Annotated in this window: 17 protein-coding genes and 1 pseudogene; 9 read left to right on the top strand and 9 right to left on the bottom strand. The window is 54.1% G+C overall.

Features of this window, described 5'->3' with window-relative positions:
• Nucleotides 1-153 precede the first annotated feature (153 nt).
• Nucleotides 154-1,296 (bottom strand): glycosyltransferase, encoded by a 1,143-nt coding sequence (locus tag RXV90_RS19260; protein WP_316650754.1) that lies wholly within the window; start codon nt 1,294-1,296, stop codon nt 154-156.
• Nucleotides 1,297-2,151: 855 nt separating this feature from the next.
• Here RXV90_RS19260 and RXV90_RS19255 point away from each other — a divergent pair.
• On the top strand, nt 2,152-3,366 hold the full coding sequence (locus RXV90_RS19255; RefSeq protein WP_316650753.1) for a glycosyltransferase family 61 protein: 1,215 nt from the start codon (nt 2,152-2,154) through the stop codon (nt 3,364-3,366).
• Between the two features lie 57 nt (nt 3,367-3,423).
• On the opposite strand, the gene RXV90_RS19250 is transcribed toward RXV90_RS19255, so the two are convergent.
• The 3 genes from RXV90_RS19250 to RXV90_RS19240 all read right to left on the bottom strand — a co-directional run bounded on the left by RXV90_RS19250 (nt 3,424) and on the right by RXV90_RS19240 (nt 13,381).
• On the bottom strand, nt 3,424-4,404 hold the full coding sequence (locus RXV90_RS19250; RefSeq protein ID WP_316650751.1) for a glycosyltransferase family 2 protein: 981 nt from the start codon (nt 4,402-4,404) through the stop codon (nt 3,424-3,426).
• Nucleotides 4,405-4,579: 175 nt separating this feature from the next.
• Complete coding sequence (locus RXV90_RS19245) at nt 4,580-6,400, bottom strand: ABC transporter ATP-binding protein (protein ID WP_316650749.1); 1,821 nt, start codon at nt 6,398-6,400, stop codon at nt 4,580-4,582.
• A gap of 129 nt (nt 6,401-6,529) precedes the next feature.
• Complete coding sequence (locus tag RXV90_RS19240) at nt 6,530-13,381, bottom strand: malectin domain-containing carbohydrate-binding protein (protein WP_316650747.1); 6,852 nt, start codon at nt 13,379-13,381, stop codon at nt 6,530-6,532.
• Between the two features lie 160 nt (nt 13,382-13,541).
• On the opposite strand from RXV90_RS19240, the gene RXV90_RS19235 reads away from it, so the two are divergent.
• The 6 genes from RXV90_RS19235 to RXV90_RS19210 all read left to right on the top strand — a co-directional run bounded on the left by RXV90_RS19235 (nt 13,542) and on the right by RXV90_RS19210 (nt 18,825).
• Nucleotides 13,542-13,982, top strand: coding sequence for a CpsD/CapB family tyrosine-protein kinase (locus RXV90_RS19235; RefSeq protein WP_316650745.1), 441 nt, complete (start codon nt 13,542-13,544; stop codon nt 13,980-13,982).
• Between the two features lie 303 nt (nt 13,983-14,285).
• Nucleotides 14,286-14,861 (top strand): hypothetical protein, encoded by a 576-nt coding sequence (locus tag RXV90_RS19230; protein ID WP_316650744.1) that lies wholly within the window; start codon nt 14,286-14,288, stop codon nt 14,859-14,861.
• A 127-nt stretch (nt 14,862-14,988) separates the two neighbouring features.
• On the top strand, nt 14,989-15,405 hold the full coding sequence (locus RXV90_RS19225) for a hypothetical protein (RefSeq protein WP_316650742.1): 417 nt from the start codon (nt 14,989-14,991) through the stop codon (nt 15,403-15,405).
• 321 nt (nt 15,406-15,726) lie between these two features.
• Complete coding sequence (locus RXV90_RS19220; RefSeq protein ID WP_316650740.1) at nt 15,727-15,864, top strand: hypothetical protein; 138 nt, start codon at nt 15,727-15,729, stop codon at nt 15,862-15,864.
• 972 nt (nt 15,865-16,836) lie between these two features.
• A complete protein-coding gene (locus RXV90_RS19215) occupies nt 16,837-16,986 on the top strand; it encodes a hypothetical protein (RefSeq protein ID WP_316650738.1) in 150 nt (49 codons plus the stop codon).
• 1,209 nt (nt 16,987-18,195) lie between these two features.
• Nucleotides 18,196-18,825 (top strand): transglutaminase-like cysteine peptidase, encoded by a 630-nt coding sequence (locus tag RXV90_RS19210; RefSeq protein ID WP_316650737.1) that lies wholly within the window; start codon nt 18,196-18,198, stop codon nt 18,823-18,825.
• An 87-nt stretch (nt 18,826-18,912) separates the two neighbouring features.
• Here the strand turns inward: RXV90_RS19210 and RXV90_RS19205 are convergent, their stop codons facing one another.
• Complete coding sequence (locus RXV90_RS19205; RefSeq protein WP_316650735.1) at nt 18,913-19,566, bottom strand: hypothetical protein; 654 nt, start codon at nt 19,564-19,566, stop codon at nt 18,913-18,915.
• 440 nt (nt 19,567-20,006) lie between these two features.
• Between RXV90_RS19205 and RXV90_RS19200 the strand changes: the two genes are divergently transcribed.
• Nucleotides 20,007-20,414, top strand: a complete 408-nt coding sequence (locus RXV90_RS19200) for a universal stress protein (RefSeq protein ID WP_316650734.1) — start codon at nt 20,007-20,009, stop codon at nt 20,412-20,414.
• Between the two features lie 759 nt (nt 20,415-21,173).
• Here the strand turns inward: RXV90_RS19200 and RXV90_RS19195 are convergent.
• Both RXV90_RS19195 and RXV90_RS19190 read right to left on the bottom strand, forming a co-directional pair.
• Entirely contained in the window at nt 21,174-23,720 is a 2,547-nt protein-coding gene (locus RXV90_RS19195; protein WP_316650732.1) for a hybrid sensor histidine kinase/response regulator, read from the bottom strand.
• A gap of 45 nt (nt 23,721-23,765) precedes the next feature.
• On the bottom strand, nt 23,766-24,245 hold the full coding sequence (locus RXV90_RS19190) for a putative pterin-binding protein (protein ID WP_316650730.1): 480 nt from the start codon (nt 24,243-24,245) through the stop codon (nt 23,766-23,768).
• A 153-nt stretch (nt 24,246-24,398) separates the two neighbouring features.
• On the opposite strand from RXV90_RS19190, the gene RXV90_RS19185 reads away from it, so the two are divergent.
• Entirely contained in the window at nt 24,399-25,013 is a 615-nt protein-coding gene (locus RXV90_RS19185) for a response regulator transcription factor (RefSeq protein WP_316650728.1), read from the top strand.
• Nucleotides 25,014-25,544: 531 nt separating this feature from the next.
• Here the strand turns inward: RXV90_RS19185 and RXV90_RS19180 are convergent.
• Nucleotides 25,545-25,688: pseudogene (locus RXV90_RS19180) on the bottom strand (IS3 family transposase); the annotation flags it as partial.
• A gap of 87 nt (nt 25,689-25,775) precedes the next feature.
• Nucleotides 25,776-26,222, bottom strand: a complete 447-nt coding sequence (locus RXV90_RS25875) for a universal stress protein (protein ID WP_410482387.1) — start codon at nt 26,220-26,222, stop codon at nt 25,776-25,778.
• Nucleotides 26,223-26,229: the final 7 nt, after the last annotated feature.

Below are 26,229 nucleotides of genomic sequence, written 5' to 3'. Positions count from 1 at the left end.
CCGGATTGCCCTGAGAATATGAAATACAATGAGAAGTTCAATGGCACGTTAAGCTGGCGATTTGTCGGTGCAAAGTGGTTCATGACAAACATCCCACTCCACAAAAGTGCTCAATACGCATATGCAAGTTCCAGAAATCTCATCATTACGCCTTCACGATTTGTCCTTCTTTGAAATAATTTCTCTGTAGTATTCTGTTGTGCGACGCCCGAGAGCCTCCTCGGACCAGCGGGACACATCTGTAGCTCGCGCGCCAGCTGTTAAGTGGTCCAGTCGACTGCGTTGACGGGTTAGTAAGATCAGACTATCGACGAGCGAACTGATGCTCGAGGCGCTTATCAGGGAGTTTTTTCCATCGTTAAGTACTTCTTCAATCCCAAGAAGGTCTGGACTAACAACAGGCCGCCCGCCAGCTAGGTATTGAACAGCAACCCTGGGCAACCCTTCCTGCCGAGATGTGATCAAGCCTACATCAGAAACTACTATTAAGCTTTCGGCGTCTTCACGAAATCCTAAAAAACAAACTTTGTCATCCAATCCCAACTCCTTTGAACGGGATTCGCATTCCCGGCGAGTCGAGCCGTCACCCGCAAGGAGGAAGTAAAGATGGCTCGTGTCTGCCTTGCGCCTCCCAATTTCCTCTATCAGGCCAAGTTGTCGTTTGCGAGGTTCAAACGCAGCGAGCAGGAGGACGATCTTACGTCCTTTCACATCACGTTCCAATTTGTCTACCAAGTCACTTGGAGGATTTGCGTTTTGAAACCGCTCGAGGTTCATTCCTGAATAGATCACCTCTATCCGGTCGAGGCCGGCAATCCCAGCGCGGCTGTGTGCCTCCGCCACTGCAGCCGAGACGGCGATGTACCCATCCGTCCAGTTGCTGGCAAGACGTTCAAGTCTGATGTATAACCTCCTGCGCGTTTCGGAGACGCCCTCAAAATTTACTATATGCAGTCCGTGTATCACCGCAGCCGGGAGCTTTCTTGCCGCAATGCGGCCAATCAAACCTGCCTTACTTTGGTGAGTATGAATGATGTCAGGGTTAATTTTGCGGAAGTGATTTGCAAGTTTAATGGACGCGGCGATGTCAAGGATCGGCGATATCGGATGCACAAGCTTAGGCTCGAGAACTACGGAAACTTTATCTTGGATGCAGTTTGGCCAATACTCATCGAAGTCGTTGCCGTGAATGATTGTAACGTCGTGTCCCTGTCGGGCTTGCCACAACGCGGTTGCAACGGTGTTCTCCTCCGATCCTGCTCTAAGAAAACGGGTTAAGACGTGTACAATCTTCAAGTTAAGACCTATCCAATTTCTCGATTGCCACTTAGCGGGCGCTGGAATGTTAGCTACCTAAACGACGACGAACATTCACTCAGAGAATGAAACGGGACACAACCGCCTCCCGTCAATGCTTTACACTGCATCCAGATATTCATTTGGGTTGGCGCACTTGCGTTTGCCATTGAGATTGCAAGGAAAATCGATAGTTGGGGCCGGTTTAAGGCGTGAAAGTGCTGAAAACTCTATGATGGCGTTCACTTTGCGAGCCGGTTGACGTTGATCATTACAGTGAGTTGATCTCGCGCAACATCGATTTCATGGCATTGCAGAGAGGTGTGCACCCAACTTCTCGGAACTCTGCCTGCCGAGCGACAATGCCTTAGTTGAAGCGTCCGAAGGCCCGCTCCAGGCCTCTGGATCAGCATGCAGCTGCGGCCAATCAAGATTGGTGACCGTGCGATGTGCCAATCCGCTCTGCAGCTTCCAACCAGGCTAGGTTGCAGTCACCAGTTCTATCGTCAGTGCTGTTCCTGATGCTATTCAACTTCCTCGCATGGGATCATGCGCGTGACAGTGATCCCAACTAAAGCGCGTCGAACGCGGTTGAACAAGTAGGGTCATAGCGCTCGAAACGTCGCTTCTGTGTCAAGATGATCTGACAGCCGGGTCCGAACAATGCACACTTGAACGATCTGGTGATCGCAGTCGGCATTTGGAGAATGATAGCTTTGATTCACCGGTCTGACTAGGCGACGTTTCCCGCGGGTCGCAGCCCCTCGCGAGACTTGATGTGGATATCTCTTGGGCTTTGATATAAATAGCAGTTAAGACTTCGTGCGAAGAGAGTTTCTAAGTATAGGCAGTTCAATGCTAAAACGTAAATCAGTTTTAGGTGCTCACCAAGCTCTCTATGAAGAGGGCATGAAAATCACGACGCGATCAAGTTGGAGCGTAGTACAGTTTTCAAAGAAAACAATGATACGCATTCTGCGCCGTTTGGGGTTTCTGGACGACAGTAGTATAACGCGAGAGCGTAAATCAAAGTATTGCGCCTATTTTTGGGGCGATCAACCCGCCTCTTCAATTCAAGATATTATTTTGGACTCGGACCCTGATGAATATCTTGCAGGCGCAAGATGTATGCGCTCGTATGTAGTGGTGAATGATTTTGTTGTGCCGCCGAAAAATCTCAAGATTGCAAATGTCACATATACATCAAATGGATTCGCGTGGATTGGGAAGAAGTTAGACAGTAACGCGTCTGTGACAAAGTTGACCACACGTTCAGTATTGAGATTTTTCAAGGAGATACCGCTCCGAACGCCGAGCCGTATAACTCAAGGAACGATTGTGCAGGCACACACACCATACACATATGGAGACTGGGTTGCTGAGCATCGAAATTCAATAATTTCTGCCAAAGAGTTTCCGCGCCCACTCGTCTTGCCTGCGTGGATTGGAACTCGTCCATATGTTCAAAAGGAATTATCAGACCTTGGAATAGAATATAAAGTTATTGAAGATAATACGCTTATTGAGGAAGCATATGTTCTTTCGATTAAGCATTTGGGTAATATCCTCTTGGAGGAGGAAGTTCAATTCTACCGAGAGGCGTTCAAGGTGCCGAACGTGATTCCAAAGCAGGGAAAGATTATCTACTTGTCAAGGGTATCTTTCCGGCGAACGGTTGAAACCCCAGGCCGAAGCTATCCCAGTGAGATTATCGGTCAGATTATCAGGGACATTGGTGGTAGGGTCATTGATGTCGACGGGAAGGACAGAGATTATTATCGAAAATTTGCAGATGAAGCGGATATTGTAATTGCCGATCATGGAGGCGCTATGTTCAACATATTGGAATGGAGGCCGCGTGTGGTTATCGAAATAGTTGAGGATGGATGGTGGATACCGTGTTTTGTTTTTTTAAGCGCTGCGTGTGGCGTGAACTATCATGGAATAGTCAGAAGTTCACATCGCTCTGAAAGTGATCTTCGAGACCAAATAACAATGCACATAGAAAATGGAGTTTCAAAAAAAGATCGATTGACTATTCATGAATTTTGCGGTGAAAGTCGGGTGTAACTCGGCAGTAGAGTTTGAAAGAGAATGTATTAGGTAGTTCTCGCTTGGGATCCATATTCAGAACATGACGAGGGACACCGGAGTGTTCATAACGCTACGATAAATTCGAGATGACTTGATACGCATCACTTTCCAGTCGTTGGGATAGACGGCAAGAGCAATCAAATACCAAAGCCAGCGTCTTGCACGATGTCCTCGCTCCCCCCAAAAATGCGCGCGGGCCATGGCAAGAGCTCCGGCGTAGGCACCCTTGGATTGCAAATAGTCCTTGTGCTTCCGGACGACAAAGAGCTTGGAGTCAAGTTCCACCTGTCCCGCCTTGTAGCTGCGGGCAACAAGGTATTGGGTAATGAGGGGTTGATCGACCGCGACGAAGTGGGCCCCCATCAAGCCGGCACGAACCACGAAATCGATGTCTTCCGCGCGGCGAACTCGCGTCTCGAAGGGGCCGACGTACTCCATTGCAGATTTTCGTGCAAAGAATGTGCATGTCCCGATCGTTCCCCAAGTGAAGCCCGGACGTGCAACATTACCAAGTTGAAAATTTACGGCATCCTCTCCGCGAGGTTCGACAGGATGCCGACCAAGTGCAAGACGTGACATTGTGGGTTCGAATCCTCCGAAGTCTACGACATCGCGATTGCAGAAGCAAAATACCAGCGCATTCGCGTTGGCGCGCTCATAGTTCGTCAAGCGTTGGTACTGCTTCGCGAGGCGATCTGGGCGGCTTACATCGTCATCGTCGAAGAAGGCAATGAACTCGCCTCTGGCGTTCCTTACAATGCTATTGCGCGTTGTTCCCGGCCCGCTGTTTTTCGGATGACGTATTACTCGAACGTTGTCATGTTGCGAGCAAAACTCTTTCAGGATTGACCAAGAATTGTCCTGGGAACAGTCATCCACAGCTACTATCTCGAAATTCGACCAGGACTGGGATAAAGCAGCGTTGAGCGCTCGAAGGATTGTTTTCTCCGCGTTGTAACAAGCGACGCCGATGGTAATCAGCGGATATGGTTCTTTCAAAACCCCATTAGACATTGCTTATGTAACCTGCTTCTTCTTACGTTGGAGTATCAAATGCGGGCCATGCTTTTTGAACTGTAGCCAACCGACGTCTTCATCGCTTCGAGATAATCTGCGGGCTCTATGTCCCACCGAGTGCTGGAACTACCTCAAGGCTGCCGGATAAGTATCAGGTTAATTCCGGTAAGCATCAGGCCGACTCATGTATTTGCGCGATACGCTGAAACGCCATGTTACCGTCCATCAACGCTTTCCAATTATCGCACCCGACCACACGGCCTTTGTCCATCACCACAATACGGTCGCAGCGCTGAACGGTAGTGAGCCGATGCGCGATCATCAGTACTGTTTTATCGCCCGGCAGTGCATCGATGGCAGCCATGACCTCGCGCTCCGTAAGATTGTCGAGTGCACTCGTCGCCTCGTCGAAAATGATGAGGTCTGCGTCGTGGTATAGGGCGCGTGCGATACCGATCCTCTGCCGCTGACCGCCCGAGAGTCGCACACCCCGCTCGCCGACAATGGTATCGTAGCCCTGTGGAAGCTCCTCTGTGATGAACGCATCAATTTGTGCAATCCGCGCTGAACGTCGGAGACGGTCTTCGCCGATTTCTTCTCGCGCCAAACCCAGAGCAATATTCTCGGCGACGCTGTTGTCTGTAAGGAAGATGTCTTGCGGCACATAGCCGACGGTTTGTTGCCATGCGCGCAAGTTCTCGTCGGTAATTTGATTTTCATCCACAACAAGGCGGCCCTTATCCGGCCGCAAGAGTCCCAGCACGACATCCGCCAATGTCGTCTTTCCGGCACCGGTCGATCCGACGATCCCAATTTTTTCGCCGGCTCGGATTGAAAGGGACACGTTTCTAAGTCCTGCATGATCAGCCGAAGGATAAGTGTAAGTAACATCTTCTAGGGAGAGCATTCTTTTGAGGCCCGATGGCGCCGGCACATCACGCTGCAAATCGTCATGGCTATTCCCAATGAGATCCCGATGAACGGCATCTACAGCGGCTGCCCCGGCATTGATGCGCGTGAAGCCTTCGTAAAGGCGCGTCAGTTCCGGTAGGAGGCGCTGGCCTGCGAATGCGAAAAGGCCAAGCAAGGGAAGGATGCCACTCAAGGCTTGTCCTGCTGCGAGCTCGGCTGGATCAAGCAGCAGGAGGCAGAGGAGGATGACCCCTCCGAAGCTAATGGCCTGCATCACATATCGCGGCGTCGCGGCTACAAAGTGGACAGTCGCAGAGGCCCGCGCCATGCGCTGGGCAGGGATGCGGTAGCGATCCACATAGGCGCCCTCTCGCCCGAGAAGCTTGATGTCCTTTACCCCACCGAGCGCCTCGTTGGCTAGCCGGTAGCGTTCCACATTTGAGGCCCATCGGACATGACCGGCGCGATTGATGTGCCGACGCGAAAGAAGGAAAGTCGTTCCGTAGAGGCTTCCAAAGACCGCAAATGCAATCATGGTAATGAGCGGGTCAACCCAGAGGAGTACTGCAACAATGGTGCAGACAGTAAGCGTAGCAGCAATCAATTCCCCAGCGGGTCGGAAAAACTGGCTCACGACTTCCTGGCATTCCGAGAGGACCTGCGTACTCATGTCACCAGAATTGTGATCTAGGAAGTACTCGTAGGGTTGCCGGAGATAGGTCGCGAGCAGCCTGTGACTGAGCGTGTAGGTACGCATGAATGCGAAGTGCGCGACAGCCCATGCGCGCGCAATCTGTAAAATACTTGAAAGAAAGATCACGACGAGCGCTGCTAGTCCCAGCGCCACGAGGAAGCCAAAGTCACTCGCAAACCCGCCGGCTTCGTAGACCCAGGCCAGCGCTGAAATGTCTCTTATCTGTTCGGGCTGCGAGAGCACGGATAGGAAAGGCATCACTGACCCCACCATCGCAGCAGAGGAAAGCGCCGCCAGGACAATCACGCCAAGCACTAGCCATGCATTCCGCCGCTCGCGTGCATCAAGGAGCGCCCAAGCCTTCTTCCAAACAGTGATATCAATCATTAATCTCGCCACCGTCTACAATTAAGAGCCCAGCCTTTAAATTTGGCATACTTTGCTCAAACTAATCAATTCAGCTGGGTGGAAATTCTTGAGGTACATTGCAGATATTTCGAATGCGCTCATCAATCCTCATGCAAGCATGTCTCCTTCCCAGATGCTGAAAGCACTTATCTTTGGATTCTGAATCTCAGCATCTGTCCAGAGTGTAAGGCTGCCATCGAGCACTTCGACCGAAGTTTCGTAAACAAAAGCAGCATTTTGACCGGTTTCGGCATATATATCGAGATCATTGAGAACCAACTGGTCCTCAAGATAGAGGTCGAACACCCGCGCGCCAATGCTGAAGGCTCCCTGCCAGATTTCAGCAAAATGAATCCGGACAGTGTAGATGCCGTTTTCGACAGGAATGTCATAGACAAAGCCGCCTGACTTCCAGGTTTCAGTCTGGTAAAGAAGATCATCATTCGTATTTGCGATGCTTGTCGACGTAGAGTACGTATTCCCAGCGCCATAAGTATCTGCCGCGTAGATTGTTCCGTCTGAAGCGACGTATTCATCGCCGCCTGCGTTCAGCGCAAAGACAAAAACGTCGCCACTGGGATCATCGAAAATGAAACTTTGCGATGCAGCGCCATTTGTGTTCCCCGAAGTGTCGGCAATAGCATCTGCATTTACAATGAAATCAACCTGATCGGGCGTCCATCCACCGTCCTGTAAGATCGAGTAGGTAGCGGTTGCAGATTCATTGCTCTCGGAAAAGACAATCTCTTCCGACAGAATGCTGTAAGTCCCGGCACCTGTTATCGTCATGTCTGAAAGAGCAACCGTGCTCTGATCCAGGGCCGTGTCATCGGAATAGGTTACTGTCACAGTCAGGGGATCGTTTTGGGACGTTCCCCCTGCGACGGAGATGCCAACCGTTGGGTCAGTCACGTCGCTTCCGGGCACTACAAACACGAAAGTATCGCTGGCAGCGACATTTGTATTCCCCGACGTGTCTGAGATCGCAGCGTCGGCTACGCTGAAACTTACTGGATCGATGGTCCAACCGCCATCCTGCAGAACCGTGTAAGTCGAGGTCGCACCCTTACCATCAGGCGAGAACTCCAGCGTTTCGGAAAGGATGCTGTAAGTCCCTAGGCCCGCAATCGCCAGATCAGTAAGCTCGACAGAGCTCTGCAGCAGCTCCGTTTCATCCGCATACGTCACGGTCACGGTCACTGGATCGTCGGCGACGACCCCGCCCGAAACGGTGATGGCGACCGTTGGATCCGTAAGGTCCGGCGGTGGGGTGCCGAAGCCCTCGATCTGCAAATAATCCCAATCGGCCGCGAAACTTCCTTGATTGCCACCAAGTTCTCGAACGACAAGCCCGCTGAGCTTCGCATTCTCTGTTATGCTGCTGAAGTCGATATCAAGAATGCCATCGGACACGGTCGCCGACACTGTAACCGAATAGTGGGCGTTTGGTCCGACGTTTGCGTAGATATCAAGGTCGTTTGCGACGACTTGTCCCTCAACCAGGACATCGAAGATACGCGCACCATTGGAGAACGCCCCGCTCCAAATCTCGGCGAAATAAAGATCGACTTGGAACGTGCCGTCGCCGGTTGCGATGTCATAACCCCACGAAGCACCATTATTGGCGTAACGCTCCTCGGTGTGAAGCTCATCGAGCGTTGTCGTGCCCGCGAAATCTATTAATTCGTCCGTGCTATAAGTGTTTGATGATCCTGTAAGGGATACGTTCGTGGCTTGGGTATCGGGAATGAATGTTACATCTACGCCATCGATCGTGGCAGTGAAACTTTCATCTCCGCCGGAGCTGATTGCCGCAACCGTTGCTCCGGGCCCGCTCCCGCTGGAGCCGGATCTCGATGATACCACGCCGACCGCAAGTCCAACTGGCACAAGTCCACCGCTATCATCTGGAAGGGTAAGGTCTCCCTCTAGCGCCTTGAGCGCGTCGCCGGCAAATGCAACGCTGGCGCCGGCCCCGTTGCTCACCACCGATGAAAGAGTGTAAGTCCACCTCGGCGTCACGAGGGCATTTGCCACATCTACATCGAGATAAAGCTCCAGAGTATCATTATCACCGGCGGACGCGAGTTCAGATACTTCGTAAAAGTCGATCTGCGGCGCCGTTTCGCCAATGAAATCGAAGGCAAACTGCGAGACCACTTCAAAGCCGGTCCGACCATCGCTAAGCCGAACGAGCGACACCGAGACGAAATTGTTCTGATCGCCCGCCCCAATGAAGATCCCTTGAGAAAGTTTTTCTTCGGCAGGTACGCCAGAAACATCGTCCAGGTAATTGTCGATGAGCGAACTGACCGTAAAGGCGGTTGTACCCGAGCCGACCGATACACCCAGCTGGAACCCGTTTCGCTGGCTGTCCGCGGTCGGGTCGCCAGTGTCGACCTCCTTGACCTGGAGTACACCTGGTGCTCCACCAAAGATGATATTGTCCTGAACATAGAGGCTTTCCGGAAGACCACCTCGGTTGGTCATAATCCCGGTGAACCCAATGTCACCACCATTGAAAAGTCCACCGGTTCCGTCGAAAAGGGTGTCTCTCTCGTTGGGGAAGCTGACGCCATTGACAAAAGTCCACAGCATTACTTCGCCTGGTTGGACCACATCAAGAAGACCATTGTCCGGATCAGCGGAGAAGGGGTCGATCGTGTCGTCAATCCCATCCTGGTCGCGATCATTGGGATCAGGCGTTACTCCAACTCCTGCTCCAGGCGATAGAATAACAATTTGATCCGCTCCGTACGCAGCGACGAAGATTACCCCTGGATAGGGATCGAGATCACCCTGTGTTGTGACGTCTAATGGGCTCGATGTGAGGGAACGGGACTCGACGGCGTTGACCAAACCGTCAGGCCCGATGTCGATTGCATAGATCTTGCCGTTAAAGGAGACCGTGACAAGATCACCCTGCAGCCCACCGGCGGCCTCATACACATCGAGCCCGTTTGTCGACGAGAAGAAGGTCCACAATGCACCGTTAGGAGTATCGGTGAGGCCCTCGGTTCGTGATCCGGTGCCCAACTGAACTGCCAGCCGTGGATCAATCAGTGGATTACCGAATGCGTCGACACCGGAAATCTGATCAGCATTGGGGATCAGCGGGCCGAGATCCACAGGCGCCCCCGTGGGGACGAGCGCGCCATCTACGAAATCAAGGGGCGTGCCTGCCGCGACGCCCCAGGGATTCGTTGAGTCTGCGTAGAAATAGAACCCTGCATCTGACGAGTATGCCTGGTAAAGGTTGGGGTGCCCGCCATAGTACATGACGCTGTCCGGCTGCCAGACATTGTCGTCGAGCCTGAGAAGGCTGTCCGCATTGGAAGGACCGCTATTGTTTGCAAGATTTACTGCTGGCCCATTGTCCGCAATCCCGTCGCCGTTGGAATCGACGACCACTTCACCGGATGCGTTCACAGTCAATCCACCCCAACCCGAGTTGGATCCGTTGTCGACTGTGTAGACCTCGCCTGCCGGGGTAATCGCGATGTCGTAGTGATTGCGGAAACCGGAATAGACAACCTTCACAATTCCGGAAGGATCAAAGATTGCCTGGTTCAATCCGTTGTTTCCGCCGAACACGTCAGCCGTTGAGCTACCATCTCCGGCGAGATCTCCCCCAGACGCGTCGTTGTCGCGTGTAATGTCGTCGAGGGTTGGAAGATCAAACAAATACAAATGGGTCTCGGTCGACCCGGGCGGCGTGTAGGATTTGATCTCGCCGTCGGCCTCCATTTGCTCAAGGCTGGCCAGGTCGATCGCAACGACAGAAGCAGAGTAATAATACTCAGGCGTATAGGCGAAGTTGTTGCTTTGCGCGCCAGCGTTGGTAAACCCGCCGACAGTCAGAAGAATCACGTCCTCACCGTCGGCGGTCTTCGTCAATTCGAGCCCGTTGGTCGCGTGGTTTTCTTCGGACCGAGGAAGCCCCCTCACGAGATCAAGCTTTTCCCAGGTCCCATCGGGCTGCTGTGTGAGGCGCGACAAAATGCAAGAGTTTGTATCTAGGTCTTTGTCGTCTCCTGAACCTCCGCCACCGATCCGCGGGTCAGAAGAAGACACGTAAATCACGATATTGCCGCTGTCATCAGTGGTAGTCAGAAGCCCGGTAACCTGTCGGTCTGTCACGCCCGGTTGATACTCACCCACATCGTTGTGGTTCGGCATATCCTGGATCAGCGGGATGTCTTCCCGATCGGTGACAGTCCACGTCTCGGTGGTCACGCCGAATTCATTGACGACAATCTGACGGTCTACAGTGAGCGCGACGATCAGGCCATTCTGTTGACTGATGTAAAGCCTGCCGTCCGGTCCAACATCGATCGACGTTGGATTGTTCAGGCTCACCCCCTGCAAAGCAAGCTGCGTCATTTCGCCTAAGGATCCGACCTTGGGGCCTCCGGGGTCGGTGAACGTATAGCCCGCCGTTTGGGCCGCATTCGCGTTCCCGAAACTGTCTTGAACAACACCGGCCGCTACGGAAAGCGTCGCGACGTCTCCAGACCAATCGTCGTCGGACGGCATAATTGCGTAAGTCGCCGTCGCACTCTGTGCATCGGCGGAAAGATCGAGCCGTTGCCAGAGAATGTCGAGCGCACCACCGGACGATGCGGCCGCAAAATCTGCCAAATCGAGCGTCGCAAGGTTCAGGCCGTCAGGGTCGCTATATGTTACCGTCACCGTTATGGAGCCGATGGTGCTCGTGGCCTGCTCGACGCTGATCGTGACCGTCGGGCCGCCTGTGTCCGCAGGCTGCAGATAGATTGGAGCACTGACCGGACCGGCTGGGTTGCCGTCTACCCCCAAAACGACAGACGTGAACGCCACGGGAAGTGCATCGTCGCCGTCGAAGGAAAGCGAACCGCCCGGGGCCGTGAAGTCGAACAGCGATGTGATATCCTGAACGCCGCCCGTAAGAACGACGTCCACCGTCTGAACCTCAAGCGCATTGTTCGCCCGGAACGGATCGTCCACCGCGACGAGGCGGTCGAAGACACTTATCGTGCTGCCATCTGGCGCGGTGTAATCAAAGGGCTGCGCAAACCCGATTACCATCGTCACACGCGCCGTTTCGCCAGCCGGCCCTTCAATTGTCACAGTGTTCGTCGGCTCCAGCACGCCGATCGCACCCTCGACCGTGCCGTTGACTGTCAGTTCTGTCGAGAGCATCGGGCTTGCCTCGCTGGCAAAGGCAAATGCCCCGCCCTGACTGCCATCGCTCACGAGCTGTGCAGTCGCCACGCTGCCATCGGTGAACAGAATGTCGACGCTGGCCCCTATGAGTTCTGCGCCGGATACACCGCCGATATCCCAGCCATTGAGCCGCGGGTCACTTCCGTTGATGTCGGTGGGATTTTGCGGAAGGCCAACGATCGAGTTAGGATCGACGTCCACCCCAAAGAGAACGGTTTCGCCGGTCTGGAAGCCATTGCTTGAGGCGGGATCGAAGGCGATCATCATCCCTTCGTATCCAGTTGTTCCGCCGGTTCCGTAGAAGGGCGTCAGCAAATCCGAGCCACCATAGCTCAAAGCGCCGGTGCCGCCGGTCGAGCCGTAGGTGACGCCCCGAGCGACGCTATCTCCTGCAAGACCCTCGGGATCAAAAACTGCGTCGGCGAGGACTGCGTTCGAGATGTCGATGTAAATCGCGGCGACGCGCTTGTCGCCGATATTAGTAATTTGAAAAGCGCTTGAACCATAAGTTGACACCTGGACACCGGTACTGGGCGTGACGAGAACTTGAACGGCTCCGACCTCACTCCCCGTGTAGCTGTCAACCGGAGTAATCTCCGAGAAGGGATGTCCCAAGATTTCCGTTACGGATACCGCAGCATTGCCGTTGCCGGACGTGTCTTCGACTGCGCTGGCCGCCACCGAAAATGTAACTGGATCCAGGCTCCAACCACCGTCCTGCAATATCGAGTATGTTGCGGTGGCTGATTTGTCGTCGGTCCCAAACGTAAGTGATTCCGAGAGGATACTGTAAGAACTCGGCCCGGAAATTGTCAGATCCGCCAGCGAAACCGTGCTCTGCTGCAACGCTGTTTCGTCCGCGTACGATACTGTAACGGTCACGGGTTCATTGCCGAACGCTCCACCCGACACGGAAATGCTGACGGTGGGCGAGGTCCCATCAGTGGTGGGATCGGTAAATACAAAGCTTTCTACGACGGCAACGTTCAAATTGGAGGAGGTATCACTGAATGCACCCGCGTCGACTTCAAAACTGACCGGGTCGGTTGTCCATCCGCCGGATTGCGTGATCTGGTAGGTGGCAGTGGCGCTTTTTCCATCGGGGGACAGGGTCAGCGTCTGGGAGTCAATCGTGTAAAGACCTGCCCCCAGGATGTTCAAGTCGCTAAGTGCGATGCTTGTGGTATCTAAAGCGGTGTCGTCCTCGTAGGTTACGACGACTGTGACGGGGTCCAGCTCTGTGAGCCCACCAGACACATTTATGGTCGCCGTAGGCGGTGCTAGATCGGGAGCAGGATCTTCGACAACGGACCAGATGGAAAAGGCGCTAATCTTCGGGTTTTGGATTTCTGGAGACAGCTGGAAAGTGAGGGCACCGTCCTGAACGTCCACATAATAGCCCAAAACCAAGGCTTCGTTTCCGCCGACCGACTCGAAAAGATCGAGATTGTCCTGGACCAGCACACCTTCTACGAGAATGTCGAACTCTCTTAGATCGACATCACCAAAGTAAATCTCTGCAAAATTTAGCTCGAGATAGTAGGTTCCTGGCGCGACCGCGTACTCATAGGTCAAGGTGCTTTGCCACCAACGCTCAGATTTATACAGCGTATCATCGACAGTTCCTGAAATCGACGCCGACGTCGTGTAGGTAAAGCCTTGGCTGGTTGTGTCTGCTTGATAGAAATTGCCGAGACTGTCGGTGTACGCGCCACCCCCAAGATTCATGCCGAAGATGAAATTATCTTTTACCACGGCCAGCCCCCCCAGGCTAAATCGTCAACGACTCGATGTTATCGCGGATCTGCCATCTGCAAAATAGCCTTCTTGGCGTTCCACCATCATCATCGACTGCGACCTCTGTCTGCCTCAGCTTGCAGGCCACATCGGCGTTGAAGCCCATCAATACGGGCTGATGTCGGTTCTAGAGGGTGAGGCCATGATCGACGAGGCGGTCTACAAGGACGCTGAAACCAGTCTACACATCCTGACCACGGTGAAGAAGGAGCATTGCAACGCCGCGAACGCGGCCGACATCCTGTCTTCTCGGAAGCTCGCTGAGCTCATCAAGGATCTGTCCGAAAGATATGATCTGGTGATCCTCGACACGCCGCCCACGCATGTCGTGGCTGATGCCCGGATCATTTCCAAGCAGGCCGATGCTGTCGTCTACCTGGTCCATTGGAACGAAACCCCGCAGGGGGCTGTGCTCGAAGGCCTGAAGGAACTTCGTTCGGTGGGCGCGCCCATTGCCGGGGTCGCGATGACCCAGGTGAACACGGGCAAGGCGGCGAAGTATGCCTCTAATGGCTATTACTCATACAAAGAGAAGTACACGAGCTATTACACCAACTAGGTGTCCTCAGACGATCAACCAACCGGAGGACTCTCCCGGGTAGCGATCTTCTTTCGGATCGCACGCGTACAGTTGGCTGCCTTCAATTGTTTGCCGCGATGCGCTCTTGCCTCCTGTGCTGTAAAATTGAGGATCCATTTGTGTTTATATATTTCAGACGGTTAGATGGCAAATTTGATGCTTTGCGCCGCCTGAAGCGACTTCCGCCCGAAGTCGGGAAGTTTTCAGGGGTCCATATGTAGTATAGACTTTCCAGTGATTTACTGTATGATGCTAACGCTGCCGAGACTTAGGGGTACTGCCATGAACGCCCACACCGCCTCACAAATCGAGCCTGAGCTGCTTGACCTGATCCCGAAGACCGACCCCTTGCCCTGGGAAGACGAGAGCCTGCATGGAGCGATGAAAGCGGCTGTCTTTGCTCAGTTGAAACCGGATACGCCTCATCAACTTGCCGTGGCCACGCAGATCTTTGCCTGTCTCTGGGACCAATATAGGCACGAGCATCTCACACGTGCGCTTGATCTTGCGAGTTATCGCAAGGCGGCCGTCAGCCTCCTGCATGACGAGAAGGATATCGAGGAGCTCTTACTCCCGGATGACAAGAACAAGGCTTTGGTGGCCCAGCTTCTCGGAGAGGACAACGCGGCGCGCCAGGCGGCGCTTGCGCATATCGCAGCGAAGGGGATCACGGAGGCAGATATTCTCGCCAAGGCCTATCTCGATCATTTCCAGGAGGCCGAGGCTCTGGCCCGTCGGCCGACACGTCTCGATGAGCGGCGCCGCGCTCTCATGGAAGAGTATGGGATGCTGAAGACGCAACTGGTGCGGGACGCTGTCCCGGACGCCGAGCTGATCGAGGCGCCGGGTGACGACTGAGCGCCAAAGGGCGGCAAACCGGCGCAACGCCCGAAGGAGTACAGGGCCGCGCTCTGCGGCGGAGCGTGCCAAAGTTGCGCGTAACGCCCTGAAACACGGGCTAACCTTGCCGCCCCCGTCAGAAGATGTGCTGCGTTGGGTCCGGATCATCCTGGGAGACGCCTCTGCCACGGTCGAGACCCTGGGCGATGGGGTCGGGAGCCAGGCGGTGATTGCGCTCGCCCGCGCAGAGGCCCGGCTGGAGCGGGCTCAGGTGGCCGAAAGAGACGCTGTCCTCGCGCTTCAAAAGTACACCAAGACCCATGCCGAGCCGGATCCCTTCGCGCTCGACCTTCTGGATCTCGATGATCCGGCCGTGCTCGCCACCTATTTGAAGTCACGCCACGTCGGGATCACCAAGAAGGGGATCAGGATCCTCATCTCGGCCAGTGACAACCGGTTGCCGAAATTGCGGAAGCGGCTCAGGCTCATGGATCGCTACGTGCGGGAGGCAGAGCGGGAGAAGCGGCAGGCGTACAGGGCGTGGAGCGAGATGTCTGCCTGAGGTTCCGAAACAAAGCCAAGCACACGCACAAGTTGTTCGCGATCTTCGTCTGACCCGAGCCACGGCCGGTGAGCGACTCGAACTGCCGATAACGCGTACCGTCCCCGACTCAAACGGCCGATAACGTGCCGACACTTCACGTCGCTGCGGCCTTTGAAGACACGGATCAATTGAGTGAATCTAAATTTTTAATTGATTTGAAACAGTGCTTTAGTCGCCATCGCGGTGCGTGGCTCAAGAAATGTGGCGAGAATGTGGCGCAGATCACAGATCGGAGGATGGGATCTGGATAGATTGGGTCAAGAGATCGGAGATAGACCCATGAAACTCTACGCAACCCGCACCAGAACAGACGTCCGCAGCGCTGCTCGGAAAGAGATCTACCACCGCGCTCTGGTCGCGGAGCGGTGGGCCAATGCGGGGGTTATCGGTCGGCTGATGATCCGCGCGGGAATTTGAGAGATAACAATACCCATTTTATAGATAGCGGGAGAATTAAAGATGAATGTGTTCATGATCAGGTTCGGCATAGACTTCGACCCCAAGCTCCAAGAGCGCCGTGAGGTCAAATCCTCCGGTCGGACAACCCGGCCGCGCTTTGAGCTGCCCCAAATGTAAGACGAGAGACAAGGACCGGTCGGGATGGGAGGGGCGCGAGCCCCTCTCTTTTTGCGGTGACGTCTTCTTTGGCGTCGGGGCACCCGTCACATAGCGCCAAAACCCTCTTTCTAGGGTCACCACCGCGGAGTCTTGGGGGCCCGTCGTAGCCAGAGCGGGATCGGAGAACAGGGCGCGTCTCTCTTCCGCACGTGGCAGGAGCACGACGGCTCGTGCAGCCGATCCCCAAGAGAATTCCGACCCGAACCGCCGATAACGCACAGCGATGTGCACGCCAAAGAAACGCCCTTTGCACATACAGGTAGTAAATGAAGCCGTGGGAACAGTCTGTTTCCCGCTTTGGTTCGGAAATCATCCATGAGTGTGAAGTGCATTACACTTATGGCGCATTAGATATGCTAATTTAAGTGCTGTAACGAGTTGATGTTCAGTGTGTTCGAGTGAGTGAGTATGTCGTAGTGAGTTGACGCCCTCGTGTGTATTTGGGCATCACCGACGAATTCTGGACCTAATGCTCCCACGGTCCAACAAAGCGGCGTCTTGGATCTGGCTCTGTCCCGAGGCCAATCCGAGGCGCCATATTGGTTTTACTCCAGGTGAGATGCCAGCGCAGTCTTACGGTCAGATGTCGCGGCCGGTCTTCGATCATCCTCAGGAGGTTCTGGGTAAACCTCGCCGGGTGCGATCCATTTCACAATTTCGAGGGTCAGGTTCCATGGGATGCCCAGGAACCTGCCCCTTTTTGGTCTGGATTCGATCTGATGCTCATTTTCACACTCTAAAACACCGACACACAAATCACGAGTTACCGAAATGATCCTTAAGTTCAAATCTACCGACCGGACCGACGACATCATCGACGCGCGTTTCCGTCGCCTGGCAAAAGAGTTGCAGATCGAGCGTCGCCCCGCCGTTCAGCTGTTCGCGAAGCGCGGCAAGCCGCTGGCTACCCTCGCAGCTTAATCCCATGTCATTTCCGGATATTTGCCATCGATCTTCAAGGCCTGAGATCAGGCCGCACCAAATTGAGCACTATTAACCGTCCTTTGAGTGCGTCCGAAAGGAAGACACCTTTGGCGCCTTGAGCGAGACTGCGCATGAACCACGCACAATCCGTATGCATTTACGTTGGTGTATAGAGCGATAGAATGATGGATATTCCAGCAACCGATACTGTGGACTGGTCGAGTCTTCTCCTCTGGATGACCGGGTTACTGTGAACCAATCGCCTTGGAGAATATTGCAAGCGCCCAAAGGCGAAAGCGCTGATCGACCTCTGAGAAATCAGGCGCGCACTTGGGGCAATTCTTTGTAAATTCCGTTTTTCAAAGTCGGACCGTTCGTTTCCTGAGGCAGCAGGGGCAAAGCTAATAGCATCGATCTGCCGTTCTCACTGGGTGTGTTTGGCGTGTAGAGAAAGGAAAGCGCGCTACTTCCGCCGCTGCTGGGCCCAACGCTTTCTAATGTCCCCATCATAACTCAAAATGCGCCATCGCCAAACGGCCAAGAGCGCAGCAGCTAAAGCAATTATGAACTCAACTGAAGTCATCGGAACCTTCGAACACGAAACTGAGCGGCAACTACGAGCAAGCCCGCATGACTATCTGCCCACAGTATAAGATAATCCTTATGTGGCATAAGTATGGCTGAATATGTCGTGGGCTGCGACCGTGCATGCGTCTTCTGCGTTCCGGGATTAGTATTGTCGCTGTATCGAGCAACAGTATGAATGGACATTCTCGTGCATGTCTTTCCCGCCCACGATCGCACCGTCATTGAAATCACCGTGTTAAGTCTTCTTGAGGTCTGTGCTTGTCCAATAATGCTTTGCATCCTTGAGAAGCATTGGCGACGGACGGTGACGATGGTTTTCACAACGGAATTGGGTACTGGCCCTTTATCTGTTCCGTTGGTTTGAATGGTACAAAACAGTCCGATCAGGCGCTTGCGCTCCGCATCCCAGATGCTCGCGCTAACCACGTCGCGCCTAAGAGCGAGTGTGTGCTCCGCCACCAATGCTGCTCCTATCGAGACCGTCCTTGTGAAGACGTATTCTGCACACTGGTCATTCTCAGCAGATTTTTCCGCACAGGCGAAAATTCGCCCAAGGCGACCTGCTCGACATTCGATTGTGATACGAAGAAAGCGAACTCTTCTTCCAGAGGGCGGAACATGGCACTTGAACCTTCTAAGCCTGCTTGCGGGGCATGTGTGTGGGGCAATCGGTTGCTGCGGAGCCTGGCCTTGGCAAGCTGTCTGCTCTGCGTATTGGCAAATACGAAATCTATCGCGCAGTCGGTTGGCGCTCACCTTCCTTTGGCGGAGCAGATCGCACCACCCTATGGGGCCAAACATCTGTGCTCTGAGCTGGCTTGGGCCTGCGAAAGCAGGCGGTCAAGCAGCCTGTCGACGGACCAACAATTGCATCTTGCAAAGAGATTGAGCCAGGACATCAACCGGCGTGTTCGACCGGTAGAGGACATTCGGCAGTACAAGAAAGAAGAGTACTGGGCGCTGCCCACCGTGCGTGGCGGTGACTGCGAAGACGTTGCCTTGTTGAAGAAAAAGGAACTGATCGCAAGGGGCGTGGCGCCAGAACGACTATTAATGGCGACCGTGATGAGCCGACGAACCGGTCCACACGCGGTTCTGGTGCTGAGGCTTGCCTCAGGTGACTACATACTGGACAGCGTTACAGCGACTGTGAAGCTATGGCATCGCACGGGATATACGTTCTTGAAGGTGCAAAACCCGGATAGTCCCGAGACGTGGGTGCGTGTCTCTGGGCGCGGACAACTCTAGAACTGGCGAACGCGTCGTGAGGTGCGCCGAGATTGTCTCGGCGCACTTCATTCGCAAAACCACTGACCTTTTTGCGTGACCGCGCGCTTAGCTACGCTTGCCGGGCCCCTCCGGGCATCCCGGGTTATCCTCATCTACTCGATCCGCATCATTCCCGTGGCCCCGGTCGCGATCGTCGCCACATGAATCGGTCTTGTTGTTTTGCCGACCGCTTGACTTGCCGGGATTGTCCTCATCATACCCGTCCGGATCGTTCCCATGCCCCTTGTCCTTGTCTCCCTGGCCGCCGCCGCCCTGGCCGCCGCCGCCCTGGCCGCCGCCGCCCTGGCCGCCGCCGCCCTGGCCGCCGCCGCCTTGGCCACCGTTTCCAGTTGAACCGCCGCCGCTTCCGGTTCCGGCTCCACGATTTTCGCCGCCTTCCCCTCTCGATTCAGGCGCCTCGGGAATTGCCGCAACAGGGACATCAATCAAGATTGCCGCCAGCGCGGGGCAAGCTCTAGTCGTGCCTTCCAAAATCGCAGCGAAGTCCTTCCTTTGCCGAAGATACTCCAGCATCTTCACGGTAACGACCTCGCACACACAGATGTCTTCCACAGATGTCATCTGCCGAGCCGTCTTTGATGTACAGCGGATCTTGCCCTCGGTATCCAAAGACTGCGCTTGAGTCCCGTCAAGCACACCCGCCAAGAATACCATCGAAATCGCCGCAACTGTGCAGCCCAGTACGTTCTTGCCTGTCATTTTCTGCTCTCCTCCAACTCTTTGAGAACCCGCGGCATGCGTGTCACAGCACTCCCCGCACGCGAAATTCTAGCAAAAACAAACATACGTACATTGACATGTATCAACTCTTGGCTGCTCTTGCGGTAAGGCGATTATTCGTCCCAGCGCCATTGATATGCTGTGACCTCCATATTCCGTTAGACCGTGATCTGCCTTGAAAGCTTGTGTCATGAAATCCGTTGCAACTTCGCTCTTGGAGCGGGCAAGGGGTAAAATCGAGCGTCCCTGTCCGGGGGAGATAAGGCGGGAGGTTCGCCTGGTCAGTGCCGGACGAATGTTTGCTTCCGATGCAGTTGGAGGGGCAGGGGCGTTTATTGACTGATGCCCGGTTGAGGCACGTCAAAGTGTACATAGGGAGGCCTGCTAGGATCGCGGAGAAGTGCGGGAGGAGAGAAACCATGTACAAGCATATTCTTGTCGCCGTGGCGTTTCACGAAGATCAGGATTACGGAAAAGCCCTTAAGGCGGCGGCAAGGCTGGCGGATGCTGATGGCCGGGTAACTTTTCTGCATGTCAGAGAAGCAGTGCCCAGTTCGGCTCTGGCATACATTCCATCGGACTACGCAAGCGAAGTGAGGCAGGAGATCCTGGATCGCTTGGATCGCTTAGCAGCCCAGATGGAGAACGGGAGCGGCGTTTTGGTCGAAGGCCATTCCGGTCGCACGATCCTGGAATGGGCGACGAAGCATGACGTGGATTGCATCGTGATCGCATCTCATAGACCCGGCCTGCAGGACTACTTTCTTGGGAGTACCGCCGGACGTGTGGTCCGACACGCGACATGTTCAGTCCACGTGACCCGATGAACAGAGTATTCTTTGCATTTCTGCGCCGACCTTTGCCCAAGAGCTAGGTTTAACCGTCCCACTCGGTGGTTCGGCGGCCCCCTCAGGTCGACGTCAGTGACACAACGAGGTCTGCTTGCCGGTTACCGGTACGGATCCTCCTCGGATTCCTCCAACGCGATGCGGATCTAGTTGAAGTGTTGCGACCTATACTTTTGTATAGTATGATTTCGATGGGTGTTGTCGGCCGACATTGACTCCCAAAGATTTCGCTTGAGATCCCTCGTCCCGTGTCTGTCGGCTGACAACATCTCCTTACACCGCCAATATACTAAATTCATAATTCTGAATTGCCTCTGCCACCCTGGCCAAAATTTGGGTAAATATGTTGCGCGGATCGCTGAACTAGACAGTGTCTGAGAAGCATGAAGAGCTCGCAGCAAGAGCCTTCAAACCCAAAAATAGAGGAACCGCAGGGCCGATGCCATATCGTTACTAACGCAGTTGCCAAATCCGCGCACTCGAGCTGACTTATGGTCGTTTGCCTCGTCGCTATTCCAATAGCGGCTAAAAGCCATAAACTCTGTGGAAGACCTGCCGATCAAGCTCAAAGACCACGGCAAGCTCCCCAAAAGGGATTTGCGAACTGAACGGACCCGGTCTCACCATACGACTGTTAAGTCTTCATAAACGAACAAAACCTGGCGGCGCGCGCCTCGCTCATGTCACGCTTAGCCAAACATGATCTTGCAGCAAGGTGCTTCGCAATAGAGCAAGAGCCTATAGAATCGCAGGTTTCTTTTGCGGCTCTAGCTCCGATGCCACCAGCATAATCCCGTGAACTTCGTCGCGAGTTTGGTCTAGTACCGTTTCGGCAGATAGCACTTCGGCAACGAAGCTCGGCTCGTCCTCTCCTTCGGCAGCCTCGCCTGCCGCTGCCAGCCTGCGCTCAAGACCAATGAAACCAAACATGGAGGCCGCTCCTTGTAACTTATGGAGGCTGCTACCAATCTCTCCCCAGTTTTCCATCTGTGGTCTTTCACGTATTCTCTTCAAGTCGATGAACGCCTCTTGAAAGAAGGCTACGAGTTTCTCTCGCATAACATATGATCCGAGAACCGCATTCAGTTCGTGAATGACACTCTTGTCCAGCAGCCTCGCGCCACCCGGGGACGACGTTTGCTCGATGGTCGATATCAGGTCGTTCAGGACAGCAAGCCGGATTGGCTTGCCGGATAATCCATTCATTCCGGCCTCAACGGCCACTTCGGCGAAATCGGCGGGATCGTAGGCGGTCAACCCTTGAATGTGCGTCCGTTCATTTGGTCCTTTGCTTCGTCTGATGCGCTTTGTGGTTTTTATACCGTCGAGCCCTGGCATATTGATGTCCATTAAGATCAGGTCATATTCTCGAGCAGAAGTTTGTGTGATCGCCTCTAATCCATTGGCCGCCTCGTCAACGCAATGGCCCGAAAAAACAAGCATCTCAGCCAGAACAGACCTGTTCACTGCGCTATCATCGACAATTAGAATTCGGCGTTCGGTCTTTACGTTGCGATCCTCGTTAGATAGAGCCGGTACATCGGATCCCGCGCTTTCGACTTCCAGCGGAACAACTAGTGAGAACGTACTGCCAACTCCGGGCTTCGACTCTACAGACAGATCCCCGCCCATTAGCCGTGCGATCTTTCGTGAGATGGAAAGGCCAAGCCCATCTCCGCGATTTTGCCGTCCATCCGGCTTCGCGATCGCGACATATTCATCGAAGATTACTTCTAGTTCATCTTTGGAAATCCCTTTACCGCTGTCCCAAACGGAAATTTTTGCCATCGCGGCGCCTTCCGATCGCACGCATTGAAGGGACACCTTGATTCCGCCTGCCTCGGTGAACTTGATCGCATTTCCTATAAGATTGGTGATTATCTGAGTAATTCGCGTTTCATCGGCAACGAAGGTCCCAAAAGCACTTGGGCACACGGAAAGTTCGATAAAGAGGCCTTTTTCGCGAGCGAGAGGAGCGAGGACATCGACCAGACGCCGGATTGATTGAGCCGGGTTGAATTGCGAGCTCTTTATGGCCATGGAGCCTGACTCAGCACGGGTAATGTCAAGTGCCTCGTTTACAAGCTGCAGAAGGATTTCCCCTGAAGCGGACGCTAAATCAAGATAGTGCAACTGTTGATCGGTCAGGGGAGTTCTTCGAAGTAGATCGTTTACGCCAAGAATACCATTCAGTGGTGTGCGCATCTCGTGGCTCATCACAGTTAGGAACCGCGACTTGGCTCTGTCTGTTTGCTCTGCGCGGTTCTTTGCTTCCAAAAGTCGACTCTCGGCGAGCTTTCGATCGGAAATATCGCGGACATAGATGACGTTTAGACGATCTGGTCGTTCAATAACTGTGGAGAAGTTCACTTCTGCTGGAAAGTCTTGTTTGGAAAATCGGGTTGCCGTCATCTCAACAAGGCCTGAAGAGATTATCCTAGGCAGATCGTTTTCTACCGGTGCTGTGACCTCGATCCGGTTTGCCGCGTTCGGTTCGTTCGGCAAGAACGTCTCAAAGAAGTTGCAGCCGATCGCGGCCTTGGAGCTGCATCTGAAAATCCTCTCTGCCGCTGGATTGATGTCCAAGACATTCAGGTTTTCATCAGTGACGATGACTGCGTCCAATGACGCTGCAATCGTAGATTTCAGGCGGGCGCCAGATAACTTAAGGGCGACACTTTGACGGCGAGCACTGGACAGAAGATGATTCACGACAAGCAGAGAAATGGTCAGAAGTGCAATGACAACGAGCGCAATCGATCCGAATACAAATAGATTTGACCGGAAGCCAGAACGGCTGGCTTCTGTCCGCTGCGCACCTTCAGCGATCCCGAGAAGCGCGATCTGTCGCGCCATGGGACGTATCTCAGTGGTAAGAGTGATGAGACGAGATAGATCTCCGGAAGTAATCGATTGGTCCTCGTCAAGGATCGCCGCGACGGCTGACGCATAGTGATGCAGTGACGTCATGAGGGGCTCTGCCTCCTCCAAGTCCGACAGGATCTCGCCGGATATCCCGCGCCGGACAAGCGCGATGCGACTGAGTGCGATTTCCGCTCGGACGCGCACCGCGCCTTCGTCCAATGCCGGGAGCGATCTCTGTTCCAGAAGGGTCGCGTAGAGAGTCGAAAGTTCAGCGTCTAGCTGCTGGATCGTCCACTGCGCGTTTTCGTTTCCTGCCGTTGATAGTTCGTCAAGCTGAACCCACAGGCTCCGCCCCATGAACGCGAGCAAAACAAGAAGAACCACCACCATTGAGAATAAGAAGGTTTGAACGATGCGCATCGTCGCGAGCGATCTCTTCAAGTTTGATCCATCTTACAGAGTACCCTATTTGACCAACACGAGCCGAGACAACTGCCATACGGAACGTGATCGATTAATCTCGCTCGCAAACTCCGGATCTGAATCGAAGGGGTAGATCACCCAGAATGGCCCTTTTTCACGTATCGACATGGTATCGCCATTCATTCGTGAGGCGACAATTGGTGCCTTCTCGTCGAGCTCCTCAACGGGCATCTCTATGGAATAGTCGTTCAGTGCGACCATCCGAAGCGTAGAACCCTCGGCCTCTGCATGCTCAAGAAGGTTGAGGATCGAAACACCGCTGAAGTGATTGATCCCATCCGTCCATACCGTTGATGTCGAGAACCCGACCTGTTCAAGCGCATCAAGGTCCTCAAGCGTAAACTTCACTTCCGAGCCGTCGAGCCTTTCAACGTACAACGCCGAAAGGTCGTTGTCCGTGGCAGTTCCAGCCTGCGCGACCCAGATGAAAGCCGCTGTAAGAGATACACGCCAAACTGACATTCCAGAAGTCCTCCCCGTCTCCTTATTGATTTGATGACACCATTGAGAGATAATTGAAAGTGTGGCTCGAGCTTAGCGTCCTCAATTTCACGGCTTTGGCCTCCGCTGTGCCGCCTCATTTAGAGCAATGCTTTTGGTAGAGAGATTTTTGAGATGCCTACAGTATTAATAGCTGACGACCACGAACTCGTACGCGATACAATTGCTACCTATATCGCCGCATCCGAAGGTTTCACGGTGAATGTCGCTTCGGATTTTCATGAAGCTGTAGACGCCCTTACGGAAGCTCCAGAGACAGATCTTGTAATCCTCGACTATGAAATGCCGGGGATGAATGGACTTGAGGGCCTGCGGAAACTTCGGGATCTTCATGGATCCGTAAAGGTAGCGCTGATGTCTGGTGTAACCAACGATAAGACGGCCGCTCGGGCTTTACAGTATGGCGCATGCGCATATCTGCCGAAATCGCTGTCTGTGCGAACCATGTTGGAAGGCATTCGGAAGGCGATGTCCGGCGGACGGTTCTTCCCGATTAATATATCTGAAGACGAGAGTGCGGGAGCATCCTGCCTTGAATGGCAATTGTCACCAAGGGAGTACGATGTGCTTGAGCTTCTGAGTTACGGCAGGTCAAACAGGGATATCGCGAGTGCACTCACCCTTAAGGAAGTAACGGTCAAGCTGCATGTGACCAACATATTGTCGAAGCTGGGTGCAGATAACCGTACGCAGGCGGCGTTGATGGCCAGGGAAAGACGCTTGTTCTGAGCATTGCATACAGCGTAGCCCTCTAGACAGTACGGACGAACTGGCTCAAGCAACCTATACAAAAGTATGGGTTCATGGTAGACGCGTCTCCATCGATGAACGGCGAGTTGGGTTCGTGAGCCAGCAGAAAAGGAAGATAAGCGCGCGCGGTGCGCCTCTTCGATGGGGCTTAGTGCGACTTTGCACGGGACTGAGAGATTTATCATGATCGACATTCATTGTCGGTTCTGCCTGTCGCTCGAAGCGGATCAAATATCGGAGGCTCTGAGGTCGACAATATGTCATCACTGTTCGATCTCGCAGGCAGAACTTCTGACTAAGGGCCAATCCCTTGAGGCGTGTGGCGAGGAGTTCATGTCTGATCCCGTCATGCAATCAACTGTGATGACAACCATCACATTGTGCCCCGCTTGCCACGCTGCCGAACACCGTACACTGCAGGGTAAGCACGTTTCGTGCCAGGTCAGGGCGCGCCATGAACGGGAAGGGTTGCGTTAGATGGCTCTGACCTGCCCCCCGAGGATCCCTCATTCATAACGAGAGTCTGCAGGTCTGGTTTTCATATTCTTCGTCGGTGTTCTGGGCAAGCGCGCCGGGCGCGGAGCCCTCAGATTGCTCAAGCGCCCGGCGCGCTTCTGCGGGGGGCTGGTTGCCAAGCGATGCGTGCGGCCTGATACGGGGCAATTTTCTGGGGGGCGGCGGATCGCTGCGGGGACTGCAAATCGACTCGAACTGCCGATAACGCAGACCGGTCCCGACTCTTCAGCGGAGCACAAGTACGGGTCTCCTACTCAGAGCAATCACCTCCGCGGTTTGGCTTCCCATCATCATTCTGCGAAGTCCCCGGTGTCCGTGCGACGCCACGACGATGAGATCACAACCTTCTAGCTCCGCTGTCTCAAGAATACCTTCAGCTGGATTTTGATCTCGCAGGTGCCGGCTTTCCGAGCGAACACCGATAGAGGCTGCCCGACCCAACGCAGCCTTGTGTATCCTGGACGCGGCCCGCGTTGTTGCATCTTCGAACGCTTGAATAGCGTCCGGTTTCCCTCGCTCAGCTTCACTTGCCATTGCGTACGACGACCAGACTTGTGTCACAGTCAAGATCACAACCGAGGCTCCAACGGACTTCGCCAACTCAAGACCGTGCTCCACAGCGCGGCTCGCAAGATCTGAGCCATCTGTCGCAATCAGTATCTTTTTATACACGTAGCAT

This window comes from Ovoidimarina sediminis (assembly GCF_032586175.1).
GTDB lineage: Bacteria > Pseudomonadota > Alphaproteobacteria > Rhodobacterales > Rhodobacteraceae > Ovoidimarina > Ovoidimarina sediminis.
This window is presented reverse-complemented; position numbering and strand designations above follow the sequence as displayed.

Coding starts and splice junctions, on each gene's coding strand:
- RXV90_RS19255 (WP_316650753.1), top strand. CDS start 2,152: ATGCTAAAACGTAAATCAGTTTTAGGTGCTCACCAAGCTCTCTATGAA.
- RXV90_RS19250 (WP_316650751.1), bottom strand. CDS start 4,404: ATGTCTAATGGGGTTTTGAAAGAACCATATCCGCTGATTACCATCGGC.
- RXV90_RS19245 (WP_316650749.1), bottom strand. CDS start 6,400: ATGATTGATATCACTGTTTGGAAGAAGGCTTGGGCGCTCCTTGATGCA.
- RXV90_RS19235 (WP_316650745.1), top strand. CDS start 13,542: ATGTCGGTTCTAGAGGGTGAGGCCATGATCGACGAGGCGGTCTACAAG.
- RXV90_RS19230 (WP_316650744.1), top strand. CDS start 14,286: ATGAACGCCCACACCGCCTCACAAATCGAGCCTGAGCTGCTTGACCTG.
- RXV90_RS19220 (WP_316650740.1), top strand. CDS start 15,727: ATGAAACTCTACGCAACCCGCACCAGAACAGACGTCCGCAGCGCTGCT.
- RXV90_RS19215 (WP_316650738.1), top strand. CDS start 16,837: ATGATCCTTAAGTTCAAATCTACCGACCGGACCGACGACATCATCGAC.
- RXV90_RS19210 (WP_316650737.1), top strand. CDS start 18,196: ATGGCACTTGAACCTTCTAAGCCTGCTTGCGGGGCATGTGTGTGGGGC.
- RXV90_RS19205 (WP_316650735.1), bottom strand. CDS start 19,566: ATGACAGGCAAGAACGTACTGGGCTGCACAGTTGCGGCGATTTCGATG.
- RXV90_RS19200 (WP_316650734.1), top strand. CDS start 20,007: ATGTACAAGCATATTCTTGTCGCCGTGGCGTTTCACGAAGATCAGGAT.
- RXV90_RS19195 (WP_316650732.1), bottom strand. CDS start 23,720: ATGCGCATCGTTCAAACCTTCTTATTCTCAATGGTGGTGGTTCTTCTT.
- RXV90_RS19190 (WP_316650730.1), bottom strand. CDS start 24,245: ATGTCAGTTTGGCGTGTATCTCTTACAGCGGCTTTCATCTGGGTCGCG.
- RXV90_RS19185 (WP_316650728.1), top strand. CDS start 24,399: ATGCCTACAGTATTAATAGCTGACGACCACGAACTCGTACGCGATACA.